Raw genomic sequence first — 14,958 nt, forward strand, 5'->3', positions numbered from 1 at the left:
TAAAAATAAATACAATCTCCATGTTAATTATGAAAATTTGGCATATTATAATTAATATCTTTGTTAATTTTATTTCTATAATAAATATATCAATCAAACAGTAACCCATTGATTTAAAAATAATAACTAAATCTGTAGGTATAATTATTGTAAATGAAACATGGATAACTAGCAAAAAAAATAACGTACAAGGATTAAATAGGTAAATAGGTAAATAGGTAAATAGGTAAATAGGTAAATAGGTAAATAGGTAAATAGGTAAATAGGTAAATAGGTAAATAGGTAAAATAAACACTTTAATTCTGTGAGTAAATATATTTCCACAACAAAAATAGAGCCTGTATAGAAACAAATAATCAATTGGCTGAAATGTATTTTAGAGAGCGGGATAGCACACAATCACACTATAGTATTACATTATACAACACGCAAACATGGTACATAGGTTAATGCTGCAATTATGAAACTTATCCCCAAGACTTCTTTCATCCCTCTAAACATCTAATTCCTTGAAAACCTGCGTCATTGTGTCACTCAGGACTTCCGCTAGCTCCCTTTCTCATTCGAACAATTCCGCATGTGTACCGGTTCTGACAAACTCGATTGCATTCTTCCGTTCGTCCAGAAGATAAATTAAAAGAAAATCCCCCACAATATGGCATTCTCTAAATCCAGCCCAATCTCAGACTAACTCATGATCTTTATATTCAGCTCCTAGCGGTGAATCATTCGCAATGAGGAGCATTACAACAGATTTTAATCGGTTCATGTCATAGCGCCCAGAACGGCTCAATCGTTGCCAATCTTCACCGAACTGTTTTGTATAGTCTGAACGGCGCGGAAAGCTAGCACGCTTACTTGCCGCAGTCTTTTTCGATGTCATGAATTAAATCATCCGCATCGTTAAAACGTGCATTCATTGAGCTTCTCGCCTCATTCATAGCCTCAACAGTAACTCTGTTAGGGATTTTCTTGATCTCGAAAGGTAGTGCCTTTTCTTTGGCCACCATCGTTACAGCAATGCGTAAAAAGTCAGACATTTTAATCCCAATATCGGCTAAAACGTCGATTGCCTCTTGCTTAATTGCAGGGTCTATACGTGTGCGAACATAAGTTTCAGTGCCCATTTAATACCTCGTACATGCTGATTTTTGTAGTACAGTCGTAGTCTTAATTTTGATATTAGGCAATCTTAACCTAAAGAAGAAAATACTGAGATATAAAGCAAAAATGAGTCATCCTTTAAGGAACAATATACAGTCTGTCCACTGACCAATCATATTCTGCACTATACTATGCTGACATCCGATAGAATCCAGAGTTGAGATATTACCTTCCAGCGCCAATCTCAATAGGCTTAACAATCAATACACCGCACCTTAAAAAGTCAAAACCTGATAAAACGCCAATAACCAAACGATAACGAAAGAAAATACAGCGGCGATAATATCATCCAACATGATACCTAATCCGCCATGAACATAGCGATCAAACCAGCGAATTGGCCACGGTTTCCACATATCCAGAATACGGAACACCATAAAACCAATTAAAACCCATTGCCAGTTAACCACAGGGATTGCCATCAAGGTAATCCACATACCGATAAACTCATCCCAGACAATACTACCGTGATCATGAACTTTCATATCATCAGAAGTACGCTGACAAATCATTATTCCGAAAAACATCCCGACAATAATAACCAACCAGCAAACCCATGCAGGAAACTGAATCAATAATAACCAGAATGGAATAGCCGCTGCTGATCCCATTGTCCCCGGCACAACCGGCGACAGGCCGCTACCAAAACCCGTCGCTAATAGATGCCAAGGATTACTCATCCGTAAACGACGCTTTGCCTTATCCATGTGCCTCCTCAGTAATAAAGTGATCGAACCCTTTCAGATCTAATTTAATCTCTTTATTATTGCTGTAGTAACGAATTCCCTCTGATTCCGCCATAATCTGTCCAACACAGCTAAAACCAGCACCGGTATGCGCCAATGCAATTTCCAACGCACCACGATTCCTCTCCGGGACAGTAAAACACAATTCATAGTCTTCCCCACCACTCAAAGCCCACATCAAAGCTTGTTGTGGTTCAACGTACTGTTTCATTGCATCAGAGTAAGGAAGCGCATCCAGATTTATTCTGGCTCCACATCGGCTGGCTTTCAGAATGTGACCCAAATCGGAAATCAAACCATCAGACAAATCAATTGCTGATGTCGCCAAGCCACGTAGTGCTTGCCCTTGCAAAATACGAGGTTGCGGCCTGAAATGGCGCTGAACCAACCAGTTGCGGGATATCGGATCAAAAATTTGTAGACGGTTTTGTAACAGAGCCAAACCCGCTGCACTATCACCCAACGATCCACTCACATAAATCCAATCACCATTTTTTGCGCCAGTACGCCGTAACGCCCTGCCTGCGGGAACCAAACCATGAATCGTTAATGTCAGACTCATCGGGCCGCGGGTAGTGTCACCACCAATAAGCTGCATACCATAATAACGCAACTGTTCAAACAGACTGTCACTGAAACCACTCAGCCAGCGTTCATCCACTTCCGGTAATGTTAACGCCAATGAAAGCCAAGCAGGATCAGCGCCGACTGCGGCCAGATCACTAAGATTCACTGCAAGAGATTTGTAAGCTAAATCTTCAGGGGAAATATCAGGTAAAAAATGAACGCCTGAAACTAAGGTATCCGTGCTAACAGCTAATTGTTGTTTATCGGCTAGTGTCATCAGTGCACAATCATCACCAATACCTAAATTTACATCACGCCGGTTAGTCTTCTGGCGATCAAAATAACGTGCAATGAGGTCAAATTCGCCACATGCCATAATAGAATCCCAAAAAATTACTGATGATCATGAACATAAGGCCGGTATCCCGGCCTTACAAATCATCGTCTACGGTGGGAAAATCCCGACAAGCAGTAGCTTATCTTTTTCTGCGTACTGCCGGACCAGATTTATCCAGTACTCCGTTCACGAATTTGTGACTATCTTCAGCACCGAAGACTTTTGCCAATTCGATAGCTTCGTTAATAGCCACTTTATAAGGGACATCATCACGATAACTTAGTTCAAACATAGCAACACGCAAAATGGCTTTTTCTACCTGACCTAACTCTTCGAGCTGACGGGAAAGATAAGGGGCCATCAAAGCATCCAGCTTAGCCGCATTTACAGCTACTCCTGACAGCAACTCACGAAAATAGGTTACGTCAACACCAGTGACGTCCTGCTCCGACAGAAACTGTAATTCAACATCAGCAATGCTATTGCCAGATAATTGCCATGAATATATAGCCTGAACAGCGCACTCACGAGCACGACGACGAGCAGCAGGTTTCACAAGATTCCCCTTAATTAAAACTAAAATCAGCCTTTAATGGCATTAATTACATTGACCATTTCCAGTGCGGTTAATGCAGCTTCCGCACCTTTATTACCCGCTTTGGTTCCAGCGCGCTCAATCGCCTGTTCAATGCTTTCTGTGGTCAGAACACCAAACGCTACTGGAATTTGACTCGTCATCGCCACACTAGACAGACCAGAACTGCATTCACCAGCAACGTATTCAAAATGAGCGGTACCACCACGGATAACTGTACCTAGCGCGACAACAGCGTCATATTTTTGGGTTTCGACCAATGTCTTCACTATTAATGGCAACTCGTAAGCACCAGGAACCCAGACAACAGTGATATTCTCTGAGGAAACCTGACCGATACGCTCAAGCGCATCTACCGCCCCTCCTAACAGACTGTCATTAATGAAGTTGTTAAAACGTGCAATGGCAATCGCCACACGAGCTTGCGGAGCTGCAACAACACCTTTGATTACGTTCATAGCCTTCCTTCTATCTGTTCATATCCGCAGGGGGGGCGGATTCTATCATATTCTTTCGTTAGCTGCGCCTGCCGATTTAGCAGCAGAGCATAAAAACAGGCAAACTAACCCACACTCACATATTCAGTCAGTATACAGGCCGTAGACGCAGACGAAGATCAGGCCCAACTTGCTGTATATCAAAAATGTCAAATTCCGGCGCATCCGCCAGATTTTTGAGTTCAGGAATAGTGAACAAACCACAAGCCGTATCACCTAGCACTTTTGGCGCAACGTAAAGAACCAATTCATCCACCAACCCTAAAGTTAGCAAGGTACCCGCCAGCAATGCCCCACACTCAGTCCAAACTGTGTTGATCTGACGCTTACCCAATTGCATCATCAATGACACCAAATCTACCCCAATACCATGAGCAGGTAACAGTATCTGTTCTACATTTTCAGATAAATCATGTTCATCCGTTTTAGTACGAGCCAACCAACAATAACCGGGCTGTTGTATGACCTGATGCTGAGAGCCAACCCGATTCTGACTGTCAACAATAACACGTACCGGTTGACAAAGATTTTCCTTGGGATAAACCGCCTGGGTTTCTGCGTCCAATTCACCCCAACGAACCGTCAAGTAAGGATCATCAGCTAAAACAGTGCTACTGGAACTCAGAATCGCGCTACATTGAGCACGGAATTTTTGCACATCACAGCGAGCTTGTGGTGATGTAATCCATTTACTTGCGCCAGAAGCTAATGCAGTTCGCCCGTCAAGAGAAGCAGCCATCTTCAACTGAACATACGGGAACCCAGTACGCATCCGCTTCAAAAATCCCCGGTTGAGAGACTCAGCCTCCTCCATCATCAGCCCATGTTCTACTGCAATACCAGCCTGTTGCAGCTTATAAAGCCCCCTGCCTGCTACTTGTGGATTAGGATCCTGCATCGCCGCAACCACACGGCTAACGCCAGCCGCAATCAACGCATCGGCACAAGGCGGTGTTTTACCGTGATGACTGCATGGCTCAAGCGTGACATAAACAGTTGCGCCTTTAGCTTTATCTCCGGCTATCCGTAAAGCGTGAACCTCAGCATGCGGCTCACCAGAACGTAAATGAAAACCTTCCCCAACAATTTGCCCATCAAGCACAATCACACAACCGACGTTAGGATTAGGTGACGTGGTAAAGCGCCCTTGACGCGCCAATTCCAGAGCACGCGCCATATATTTTTTATCGTTATTCACTGGCTCAACCTTGTAATTTAGCAATCTCTTCGCCAAATTCACGAATATCTTCAAAACTGCGATAGACAGAAGCAAAGCGGATATAGGCGACTTTATCCAATTTCTTCAATTCATCCATCACCAAATTACCAATCATTTTAGATGGAATTTCCCGTTCACCGGTAGCACGTAACTGAGATTTAATATAGCTAATCGCCACTTCTACATCATCAGAACTGACCGGACGTTTCTCCAATGCTTTTTGCATACCTCGGCGCAGTTTTTCTTCATCGAACGGCTCTCGGATATCATCACTTTTTATCACTCTCGGCATAACTAACTCAGCCATTTCAAAAGTGGTAAATCGTTCATGACACTCAAGACACTGGCGACGCCGGCGCACCTGAGAGCCATCCCCCACCAAACGGGAGTCAATCACTTTGGTATCAACAGCGGCACAAAATGGGCAATGCATATCACTTCCTGATGGTTAGTCCGAACTAAGTTTACAGTTTACCTTAATCTGAATAAAAAACACCCTGTCAGCCAGATACTCACAGGGTGTTTGAACAGCATCAAGGCAGAATAATTAAGGCAATAAAGATGGCTGATCAGCCCCTTCCTTCTCAACCTTTTGCTGGATCATGTGTTCACGCTTCATACCCAGTTTCAACGCTAAAGCGGAAGCAACATAGATAGAAGATACCGTACCGATAGAAACACCGATTAACATCGCTAGTGAGAAACCCTTCAACATCGCACCACCGAAAATATACAACATCAGCACCACCAGTAAAGTTGTTGCAGACGTCATGATGGTACGGCTCAATGTTTGCGTCAGAGAGACGTTCATAATTTCATACGACGTACCACGACGGATCTTACGGAAATTCTCACGGATACGGTCAGAAACCACGATACTGTCATTCAATGAATAACCAATAACCGACATCAGCGATGCCACAATGGTCAGGTCAATCTCAATATGGAACAGTGACAGAACCCCTAACGTGATGATGACGTCATGGGCAAGGGCGAGAACCGCACCCAGTGCTAAACGCCACTCAAAACGGAATCCAACATAAATCAAGATACAGATAAGCGCCGCCAGCAACGCCATTGCACCATCTTGGGCAAGTTCAGCACCGACACTTGGCCCAACAATTTCAATACGATTGACACTCGCATCTTTATCAATGGTGTCATTAATGACCTTAATAACCTTGTTACCCAGTTCCTCATTAGCCGCTCCCGTAACTGGCGGCATACGCACCATTACATCACGGCTACTACCGAAATTTTGCAACAGAGGATCTTCAAAACCCGCTTTCGCCAGGCTATCACGCATCTTATCCAGATCAGCAGATTGACTGAGTTTGATTTCGATTACCGTACCACCGGTAAAATCGAGTCCCCAGTTAAACCCGCGGGTTGCCATCACAAAAACAGAAGCTACCAACAGCAGCAACGAAATTCCGAAAGCAACGTTGTCCCAGCGCATAAAGTCATAGACTCTGCGACCGTAGTTCAATTGTTCAACAGTATAATCCTGTGCCACAACGTACTCCTTAAATTGACAGCTTCTTAATACGCTTACCGCCGTATAGCAGGTTGACGATCCCTCGAGTACCTACAATAGCGGTGAACATAGAAGTCGCGACACCAATTGACGTTGTTATTGCAAAGCCTTTAATTGACCCTGTACCAACAGCGTAAAGAATGATCGCAGTAATCAGCGTAGTCAGGTTGGCGTCGATAATACTGGAGAAAGCGCCTTTATAGCCTTCATGTATCGCTTGCTGTATGGTACGACCATTACGCAGCTCTTCTTTGATACGTTCGTTTATCAACACGTTAGCATCGACTGCCACTGCCAGCGTCAGAACAATACCAGCAATCCCCGGCATGGTTAGCGTAGCCCCCGGTAACAGAGACATAACACCAACAATCAGCACCAGGTTAGCCAACAGCGCGCTACTCGCAATCAAACCGAATTTACGGTAGTAAATCACCATAAACAGGATTGATGCGACCAGGCCCCACAAACAGGCTTCCAACCCTTGCTCAATATTTTGCAGACCAAGGGTTGGCCCAATGGTACGTTCTTCCACAATCTGAATCGGTGCAATCAAAGCGCCGGCACGCAGCAGCAAGGATAACTGACGGGCTTCAGCCGCATTGGAAATACCCGTGATACGGAAATTACTCCCCAGACGAACCTGAATATTGGCGATGTTAATCACTTCTTCATTTTTAACTAACACAGCACGGCCGTTAGCATCTTTCTTACCACTGTCTTTATATTCCACAAACAACGTTGCCATTGGCTTACCAACATTGTCTTTGGTGAAATTAGACATCGCGCTTCCACCCGCACTGTCCAGTGAAATATTCACCTCCGGATTACCGTATTCATCGGTACCAGAAGTTGAATCTGTAATATGATCCCCGGTCAGAATAACTCGCTTATATAACACAACCGGGCTACCATCGCGGGTATTTTTCACCTCAGAATCACCCGGTACACGACCTGATATAGCCGCAGTAGAATCAATACTTGTATTGACTAAACGGAACTCCAACGTTGCTGTCGCACCAAGAATCTCTTTTGCACGAGCAGTATCCTGAATACCCGGTAATTCAACCACAATACGGTCAGCACCCTGACGCTGAACCAATGGTTCAGCCACACCCAGCTGATTAACACGGTTACGCAGAATAGTAATGTTCTGCTGCACAGCATAAGAACGGGCTTCGCGCTGACGTTCATCACTCATCACCGCTTTCAGGGTATTATTGGCTCCAACACTGAAAACTACATCACGATGACGATTGGTAAGATAGCTCTCCGCATCAGAACGGGCTTTTTCATCACGGAAGCGGATCTCTACGCCGTAATTATCAATTTTGCGGGCAGTGGAATAAGAAATGCCTTTTTCACGCAAATCAGTGCGCAGGCCATCAATATTCTGCTCTTGCAGTTTGCCTAATGCAGTTTCCATATCCACTTCCATCAGGAAGTGCACCCCACCTCGCAGATCAAGGCCCAGTTTCATTGGCTCAGCGCCAACCTTACTTAACCAGGCTGGTGTCGCTGGCGCCAGGTTCAATGCCACCACGTATTGATCGCCTAATGTAGACATCAATACTTCACGGGCACGAAGCTGAATATCGGAATTATTGAAACGAGCAAGAATCGCACCATTTTCCAGCGCAATAGATTTACTCGCGATTTGATTTTTTTCTAAAACATTATGGACTTGGGCCAGCGTTTGCTCACTGGCGGCAATACCTCGCACGCCAGTGATTTGTACAGCCGGATCCTCACCATAAAGGTTGGGAAGTGCATAAAGCAAACCGATGAGGATCGCAGCGATCAGCATCAGATACTTCCACAAAGGATAACGGTTTAGCACGGCAGTTCCCTTCGGGAAAATCAGAAATTACAGAGCCTTCATTGTACCTTTCGGTAAAACGGCAGCGACGAAATCACGTTTAATGGTCACTTCAGTAGTGTCATTCAGTGCTACAACGATATAACCCGTGTCAGAAACTTTAGTGACACGACCAATCAAACCACCATTGGTCATCACCTCATCACCTTTGGAAATAGAATCCATCAGCTTTCTGTGTTCTTTGGTACGTTTCTGTTGTGGACGCAGGATCATGAAATAGAAGATCAAGCCGAAAACGACCAGCATGATGATCAAAGAATATGGGCTTCCCTGAGCCGGTGCGCCAGCAGATGCTGCTGCTTCAGAAATAATACTCATTAAAACTTCCCTCATTGTTATCAAATTCAATAGTAATCAAAAACTAGCCGCAATATGCTATACACGCTGAAACCAGTCAATCACTAATTAAGTCAAATACTTAATGCCGGAACGGGTTTACCAATCCGTTGATAAAAATCTTCAACAAACTGTTCAAGATTACCTTCCTCAATGGCTTGACGGATATTAGCCATCAGGCGCTGATAATACCGCAAATTATGGATAGTATTCAGCCTTGCACCGAGAATTTCGTTACAACGGTCAAGATGATGCAAATATGCCCGACTATAATTTCGACAAGTATAACAGTCACACTGCTCATCCAGTGGCGAAGTATCCTCTTTATGTTTGGCATTACGGATTTTAATCACACCATCGGTCACAAAAAGATGACCATTACGGGCATTACGGGTTGGCATCACACAATCGAACATATCAATGCCACGACGAACTCCCTCCACCAAATCCTCTGGTTTCCCTACCCCCATCAGATAGCGCGGTTTGTCTTGCGGGATTTGCGGACAGACATGTTCAAGAATACGGTGCATATCCTCTTTAGGCTCCCCTACCGCCAGACCACCTACAGCGTATCCATCAAAACCAATCTCTACCAGACCTTTTACTGAGATGTCACGTAAATCTTCGTAAATGCTTCCCTGAATAATACCAAACAAAGCATTTTTATTCTGTAGCTCATCAAAACGCTTACGACTACGCGCAGCCCAACGCAAGGACATCTCCATCGAACGTTTCGCATAATCCCAATCAGCAGGATATGGCGTACATTCATCAAAAATCATGACAATATCAGAACCCAAGTCATACTGGATTTCCATCGATTTTTCTGGGCTGAGGAAAACCGGCGTACCATTAATTGGGTTACGGAAATGTACCCCTTCCTCTTTGATTTTGCGCATTGCGCCAAGGCTGAATACTTGAAAACCGCCTGAATCCGTCAAGATTGGACCATGCCACTGCATAAATCTATGCAAATCACCATGAAGTTTCATGATTTCCTGCCCTGGGCGCAGCCACAGATGGAAAGTATTGCCAAGCAGGATCTGCGCACCGGTTTCTTTCACTTCTTCCGGTGTCATTCCTTTTACTGTGCCATAAGTCCCAACTGGCATAAATGCCGGCGTTTCTACCACACCACGCTCAAAAATCAGACGACCACGACGGGCTTGACCGTCGGTAGTTTGTAATTCAAATTTCACTTAACCTCCAGGCATCAGATAAACAGTCCGATGCTGTTGCTTGAGACCAGACAAAGTTGGAATTGACTGTTAAATAGAGAGATCTACATAACCGTGTTCTCAACAACATTTTCCAGTCAATGCCATAATCATTATATTGAATTAAGAAATCTTCTCTTGGCAAGCCAAGGGATTACGACGAATAAACATGGCATCACCGTAACTAAAGAAACGGTACTTTTCCGCAACCGCCTCTTTATAGGCATTCATCGTATTTTTATAACCCGCAAACGCAGAAACCAACATAATAAGTGTCGATTCCGGCAAATGGAAATTAGTAATCAACGCGTCCACAACCTGATATTCAAAACCCGGATAAATAAAAATTTGCGTGTCATTAAAAAATGGCGCAATTAATCCATCCTGACAGGCTTTTGCTGCACTTTCCAGCGAACGCACTGACGTTGTGCCAACGGCAACAACTTTGTTACCTCGCGCCTTACATGCCAGCGCTGCATCAACGACATCCTGTGGCACTTCTGCATACTCAGCATGCATAATATGATCTTCAATGGTCTCCACCCGCACTGGCTGGAAAGTACCCGCACCAACATGCAATGTCACAAAAACCATTTCCACGCCCTTTTTACGCAACGCTTCCAATAATGGCTCATCAAAATGAAGGCCGGCTGTTGGTGCAGCTACCGCCCCGGGCCGTTCACTGTATACAGTTTGGTACAACTCACGGTCTGCCTCTTCATCAGGACGATTAATATAAGGCGGCAAAGGTATATGACCTATGTCATCCAAAATGGACAACACATCACGCTCATCATCAAAACGTATTTCGAACAGGCTATCATGGCGAGCCAACATGGTTGCTTTAAGACTTTCATTGTCACCCAATAACAGCTCAGTTCCCTCTTTTGGTGCTTTGGAAGCACGCACATGTGCAAGTACCCGCTTATCATCTAGCACCCGCTCGACCAGCACTTCCAGCTTACCGCCAGTAGCTTTCCGGCCGAAAATACGCGCAGGTATGACACGAGTATTATTGAAAACCAGCAAATCTCCGGCATTCAACTTATCGAGAACATCCGTAAAAATACCATGCGTCAATGCCCCCGTTTCACCATCAAGCGAGAGCAGACGGCAGCCACTGCGTTGCGGTTGAGGGTAATGAGCAATCATTTCGTCAGGAAGTTCAAAAGTAAAATCGGAGACACGCATTATATTTAATCATTCAGAAAAACAGGCGGACTAGTCTAGTGCCGCAGCCCTAAGGGTGCAACAAATAAGCACATAACTTCGCGGATTTATATTATAATTGCCGAATGAATTTTCTCGCTCACCTTCATTTAGCTACTCTGGCTGACAGTTCCCTGTTAGGAAATCTGATGGCAGATTTTGTTCGCGGCAACCCAGAGGGGCAATACAGCGCTGATGTGGTTGCAGGTATTCGTATGCATCGGCGAGTTGACGTATTAACAGATACCCATCCATTGGTTATTCAAGCCCGTCACTTATTCAGTGATCCATATCGACGGGTTGCGCCAATTACTTTGGATATTATCTGGGATCACTTCCTCTCCTTGAATTGGGATAAACTGGTTCCCACCTACTCATTACCGGCATTTATTCTCCATGCTCGCAACCAGATTGAACCTCATCTTTATCAAACTCCCGAAAAGTTTCAGGAACTGAATGAATTTTTATGGCCGCAAAACTGGCTGATCCGCTATGCAGATCTTGCGTTTATCGCAGATGTGTTAAAAGGCATGGCCCGAAGACATCCCAAATTATCGGCTTTATCGGGATCATTTCAGGATATAGAACAACATTACGCTGATTTCGAAGCACTATTCTGGCAATTTTATCCCTATATGATGGAAAAAGCAGAAAATAAGGATTTTTACTGCTTACCCCAATAGGCGTTTGCATTCAAAATATCGCCTTTGTTTAAGTCCAACTCAAACATGATTGATCTACAGTCAGTAGAACTCACTATTTTCTACTCCATGAAACTCGTGTCAAATTAAGTCACTATGCGCCACAGCTTACGAAGCAAACAGCCTCATCCAAGCAACACAGAGAGCCATTACAGTAAAGAAAATAAAAATAAAGTATTGATAGGTAAAATCTATTGCAAAGATTAGTATTTTATCCTTTATTGGTGTACGCTAATTCCTTATTCTATATCAAATTTTTACATAAACCCCGCAAAACTACAGGAGTAACTCATGGTTCTGGTAACTCGTCAAGCCCCTGACTTTACAGCAGCAGCGGTCCTCGGCAACGGCGAAATAGTTGGGAATTTCAATCTGAAAAAACACCTGAACGGTAAACCTGCCGTTATCTTTTTCTGGCCAATGGACTTTACTTTCGTATGTCCTTCTGAGCTGATCGCATTTGACCACCGCTACGAAGAGTTCAAAAAGCGCGGTGTTGAAGTTATAGGTGTTTCTTTTGATTCTGAATTCGTCCACAACGCATGGCGTAAAACTCCTGTCGATCAAGGTGGTATTGGCGAAGTTAAATATGCAATGGTTGCTGATACTAAACGTGAGATTCAAAAATCCTACGGCATTGAGCATCCAGATGCAGGCGTAGCTCTGCGTGGTTCTTTCCTGATCGACAAAAACGGCGTCGTTCGTCATCAAGTCGTTAACGATCTGCCTCTGGGCCGCAACATTGACGAAATGCTGCGTATGGTTGACGCGCTGCAATTCCATGAAGAGCACGGCGATGTCTGCCCTGCACAGTGGGAAAAAGGTAAAGAAGGCATGAGTGCTTCTCCAGATGGCGTAGCTAAATACCTGTCTCAAAACGCTGCTAAACTATAACCTTAGATATTACCCATATTTAGACCAGCCGGTTATTTCGGCTGGTTTTTTATCGCTAAAATTCCTCGTTTTGCCACCTTGCGCACAAAAAACCTCCTTCCCGATAACTATCACCACTTACAATTAAATTTACAATTGATTAACATTAAAATCGCTGTAAATAAAACAAATCATTCCACCGATAAAAATAACCTCGCCAAAAGACAGGAGCTTACAACATGTTGAAAACATGGAAAACACCACTGGCAATCATATCCTTGCTCATCTCATCCCATCTTTATGCCGCTTCGGAACCGGCTGTTGAAGCTAAAAATGGTATGGTCGTTTCAGCCCAACATCTTGCTTCACAAGTTGGAGTGGATATCCTCAAAATGGGTGGAAATGCCGTTGATGCAGCGGTTGCCGTTGGCTACGCCCAAGCCGTCGTCAATCCATGCTGCGGCAATATTGGTGGTGGCGGCTTTATGACAATTCATTTAGCTGATGGTACAGATACTTTTATTAACTTCCGCGAAACTGCTCCAAGTGCGGCAAGTGCCAACATGTATCTGGATAAAGAAGGCAATGTTATTAAAGGGGCCAGTTTATATGGTTACCGCGCTGCCGGTGTGCCCGGAACCGTAATGGGATTAGACAGCACCCTAAAAAAATATGGCAAATTGAGCCGTGAACAAGTCATGGCACCCGCAATTAAGCTGGCACGAGAAGGCTTTATACTAACCCGTGCAGACACTGATATTCTGGACACCTCAATCAAACGCTTCCGCAAAGATCCAGAAGCAGCCCGTATTTTCCTACGCAAAGATGGCTCTCCTTATCAACCGGGCGACAGACTGATACAAACCGATCTGGCAAATACGTTAGAGTTAATTGCTAAAAAAGGGCAAGAAGCTTTCTATCATGGAAATATCCCTAAACTGGTCGCAGAAGCCGCTAAAAAATCCGGCGGCATTATTACCGAAGCCGATTTTGCCAATTATAAAATTTCAGAAACAACCCCTGTCACCTGTAACTATCGCGGTTATAAATTTATCTCTTCCCCGCCACCGAGTTCAGGCGGAGTCACCATGTGCGAAATTCTGAATATTTTGGAAGGCTATAACCTCAAAGAAATGGGATTCAACTCGGCTAATTATATTCACACACTGACAGAGGCCATGCGCCATGCCTATATGGATAGAAATACTTACCTTGGTGATCCAGAATTTGTTAAAAATCCAATCGATCGCTTACTGAGTAAACAGTATGCTGAATCTCTACGTAAAAAAATAGAGCCGGGTAAAGCAACATTATCGGAGAATGTTCAACCAGGTATTGGACCCCATGAGAAACCAGAAACCACACACTACTCCATTACCGACAAAGAAGGTAATGCAGTTTCAACTACCTATACTATCAACGGACTTTTTGGTGCTGTCGCCATCGCCCCCGGAACAGGTTTCTTCCTCAATGATGAGATGGATGATTTCACCACTAAAATTGGTGAGAAGAATCTTTATGGTCTCGTTCAAGGTGCAACTAACTCTATTGCCCCTGGTAAGCGCCCACTATCCTCAATGAGTCCGACACTTGTCACAAAAGACAATAAGGTATTCCTTGTCCTGGGCTCACCCGGCGGCTCCCGTATTATCTCTATTACCCTGCAAACCGCCTTAAACATCATTGATCACGGAATGTCTCCTCAAGAAGCGGTCAATAGCCCTCGTATTCATCACCAATGGTTACCCGATGAAGTTTATTATGAGCAACGTGGAATTTCTAAAGACTCGTTGAATTTACTAGAAAAAATGGGATACAAGATGGTGGAGCAGATACCGTGGGGTGCTGCTGAAGTCATTATGGTTGGTTTACCTAAAACCGCTGGCGCTTCAGCTAATTCTTCAGGTAACGATGCCGCCGTATCTGGTCAGGTTCGTGAAAACCATTTCTATGGCGCCAATGATGTTCGACGCCCAGCAGGTGCGGCTATTGGTTACTAATAGATAGCCGGTAGCCCAAGAAACAATAAGATATCGGGATAGGAGCGCCTTCTCAGAAACCCTATCCCGTACTCTCCCTAAACA

The 14,958-nt window shown here is 44.3% G+C and carries 15 protein-coding genes and 1 pseudogene; 3 read left to right on the top strand and 13 right to left on the bottom strand.

Annotation, left to right across the window (positions count from 1 at the left end; translation table 11 throughout):
* Nucleotides 1–559 precede the first annotated feature (559 nt).
* The 13 genes and pseudogenes from KZ793_RS04215 to queA form a co-directional block, all read right to left on the bottom strand.
* A pseudogene (locus KZ793_RS04215) lies at nucleotides 560–883 on the bottom strand (type II toxin-antitoxin system YafQ family toxin).
* On the bottom strand, nucleotides 855–1,127 hold the full coding sequence (locus KZ793_RS04220; RefSeq protein WP_225813779.1) for a type II toxin-antitoxin system RelB/DinJ family antitoxin: 273 nt from the start codon (nucleotides 1,125–1,127) through the stop codon (nucleotides 855–857). The pseudogene KZ793_RS04215 and the gene KZ793_RS04220 overlap by 29 nt, the downstream one beginning before the upstream one ends.
* A 252-nt stretch (nucleotides 1,128–1,379) precedes the next feature.
* Nucleotides 1,380–1,871: a phosphatidylglycerophosphatase A gene (gene pgpA, locus KZ793_RS04225; RefSeq protein WP_225813781.1), complete on the bottom strand. Its 492-nt coding sequence runs from the start codon at nucleotides 1,869–1,871 to the stop codon at nucleotides 1,380–1,382.
* Nucleotides 1,864–2,853, bottom strand: a complete 990-nt coding sequence (thiL, locus tag KZ793_RS04230; RefSeq protein WP_225813783.1) for a thiamine-phosphate kinase — start codon at nucleotides 2,851–2,853, stop codon at nucleotides 1,864–1,866. The genes pgpA and thiL overlap by 8 nt, the downstream gene beginning before the upstream one ends.
* Before the next feature lie 100 nt (nucleotides 2,854–2,953).
* Entirely contained in the window at nucleotides 2,954–3,370 is a 417-nt protein-coding gene (gene nusB, locus KZ793_RS04235) for a transcription antitermination factor NusB (RefSeq protein ID WP_112879366.1), read from the bottom strand.
* Nucleotides 3,371–3,396: 26 nt separating this feature from the next.
* Nucleotides 3,397–3,867, bottom strand: a complete 471-nt coding sequence (gene ribH, locus KZ793_RS04240; protein WP_225813785.1) for a 6,7-dimethyl-8-ribityllumazine synthase — start codon at nucleotides 3,865–3,867, stop codon at nucleotides 3,397–3,399.
* Between the two features lie 127 nt (nucleotides 3,868–3,994).
* Nucleotides 3,995–5,104 carry a bifunctional diaminohydroxyphosphoribosylaminopyrimidine deaminase/5-amino-6-(5-phosphoribosylamino)uracil reductase RibD gene (gene ribD / locus KZ793_RS04245; RefSeq protein ID WP_225813787.1) on the bottom strand — a complete coding sequence of 370 codons (1,110 nt, stop codon included), beginning with the start codon at nucleotides 5,102–5,104 and terminating at the stop codon, nucleotides 3,995–3,997.
* Nucleotides 5,105–5,108: 4 nt separating this feature from the next.
* On the bottom strand, nucleotides 5,109–5,558 hold the full coding sequence (gene nrdR / locus KZ793_RS04250) for a transcriptional regulator NrdR (RefSeq protein ID WP_225813789.1): 450 nt from the start codon (nucleotides 5,556–5,558) through the stop codon (nucleotides 5,109–5,111).
* 114 nt (nucleotides 5,559–5,672) lie between these two features.
* The gene (gene secF, locus KZ793_RS04255; RefSeq protein ID WP_225813791.1) at nucleotides 5,673–6,641 is read right to left on the bottom strand and encodes a protein translocase subunit SecF; all 969 of its coding nucleotides are present in this window, start codon (nucleotides 6,639–6,641) and stop codon (nucleotides 5,673–5,675) included.
* A gap of 10 nt (nucleotides 6,642–6,651) precedes the next feature.
* Nucleotides 6,652–8,499: a protein translocase subunit SecD gene (gene secD / locus KZ793_RS04260; protein ID WP_225813793.1), complete on the bottom strand. Its 1,848-nt coding sequence runs from the start codon at nucleotides 8,497–8,499 to the stop codon at nucleotides 6,652–6,654.
* 27 nt (nucleotides 8,500–8,526) lie between these two features.
* Nucleotides 8,527–8,856, bottom strand: coding sequence for a preprotein translocase subunit YajC (yajC, locus tag KZ793_RS04265; RefSeq protein ID WP_011148038.1), 330 nt, complete (start codon nucleotides 8,854–8,856; stop codon nucleotides 8,527–8,529).
* A 92-nt stretch (nucleotides 8,857–8,948) separates the two neighbouring features.
* Nucleotides 8,949–10,073: a tRNA guanosine(34) transglycosylase Tgt gene (tgt, locus tag KZ793_RS04270; RefSeq protein WP_225813799.1), complete on the bottom strand. Its 1,125-nt coding sequence runs from the start codon at nucleotides 10,071–10,073 to the stop codon at nucleotides 8,949–8,951.
* A gap of 141 nt (nucleotides 10,074–10,214) precedes the next feature.
* Nucleotides 10,215–11,282, bottom strand: a complete 1,068-nt coding sequence (queA, locus tag KZ793_RS04275; RefSeq protein WP_225813801.1) for a tRNA preQ1(34) S-adenosylmethionine ribosyltransferase-isomerase QueA — start codon at nucleotides 11,280–11,282, stop codon at nucleotides 10,215–10,217.
* A gap of 104 nt (nucleotides 11,283–11,386) precedes the next feature.
* Here queA and KZ793_RS04280 point away from each other — a divergent pair, with 104 nt between their 5' ends.
* The 3 genes from KZ793_RS04280 (at nucleotide 11,387) to ggt (ending at nucleotide 14,874) form a co-directional block, all read left to right on the top strand.
* Nucleotides 11,387–11,983 (top strand): acyl carrier protein phosphodiesterase, encoded by a 597-nt coding sequence (locus KZ793_RS04280; RefSeq protein WP_225813803.1) that lies wholly within the window; start codon nucleotides 11,387–11,389, stop codon nucleotides 11,981–11,983.
* Nucleotides 11,984–12,292: 309 nt separating this feature from the next.
* Nucleotides 12,293–12,895, top strand: coding sequence for a peroxiredoxin C (locus tag KZ793_RS04285; protein ID WP_118987802.1), 603 nt, complete (start codon nucleotides 12,293–12,295; stop codon nucleotides 12,893–12,895).
* 218 nt (nucleotides 12,896–13,113) lie between these two features.
* Nucleotides 13,114–14,874 (top strand): gamma-glutamyltransferase, encoded by a 1,761-nt coding sequence (gene ggt, locus KZ793_RS04290; RefSeq protein WP_225813805.1) that lies wholly within the window; start codon nucleotides 13,114–13,116, stop codon nucleotides 14,872–14,874.
* Nucleotides 14,875–14,958 lie beyond the last annotated feature (84 nt).

Origin of the sequence: Photorhabdus antumapuensis, from assembly GCF_020387775.1 — a bacterium.
GTDB classification, from domain to species: domain Bacteria; phylum Pseudomonadota; class Gammaproteobacteria; order Enterobacterales; family Enterobacteriaceae; genus Photorhabdus; species Photorhabdus antumapuensis.

What these genes read in the sequence shown, in the direction of transcription:
- ribH (WP_225813785.1), bottom strand. Translation starts at nt 3,867, where the DNA reads ATGAACGTAATCAAAGGTGTTGTTGCAGCTCCGCAAGCTCGTGTGGCG.
- KZ793_RS04285 (WP_118987802.1), top strand. Translation starts at nt 12,293, where the DNA reads ATGGTTCTGGTAACTCGTCAAGCCCCTGACTTTACAGCAGCAGCGGTC.
- queA (WP_225813801.1), bottom strand. Translation starts at nt 11,282, where the DNA reads ATGCGTGTCTCCGATTTTACTTTTGAACTTCCTGACGAAATGATTGCT.
- yajC (WP_011148038.1), bottom strand. Translation starts at nt 8,856, where the DNA reads ATGAGTATTATTTCTGAAGCAGCAGCATCTGCTGGCGCACCGGCTCAG.
- KZ793_RS04280 (WP_225813803.1), top strand. Translation starts at nt 11,387, where the DNA reads ATGAATTTTCTCGCTCACCTTCATTTAGCTACTCTGGCTGACAGTTCC.
- thiL (WP_225813783.1), bottom strand. Translation starts at nt 2,853, where the DNA reads ATGGCATGTGGCGAATTTGACCTCATTGCACGTTATTTTGATCGCCAG.
- KZ793_RS04220 (WP_225813779.1), bottom strand. Translation starts at nt 1,127, where the DNA reads ATGGGCACTGAAACTTATGTTCGCACACGTATAGACCCTGCAATTAAG.
- ggt (WP_225813805.1), top strand. Translation starts at nt 13,114, where the DNA reads ATGTTGAAAACATGGAAAACACCACTGGCAATCATATCCTTGCTCATC.
- nrdR (WP_225813789.1), bottom strand. Translation starts at nt 5,558, where the DNA reads ATGCATTGCCCATTTTGTGCCGCTGTTGATACCAAAGTGATTGACTCC.
- pgpA (WP_225813781.1), bottom strand. Translation starts at nt 1,871, where the DNA reads ATGGATAAGGCAAAGCGTCGTTTACGGATGAGTAATCCTTGGCATCTA.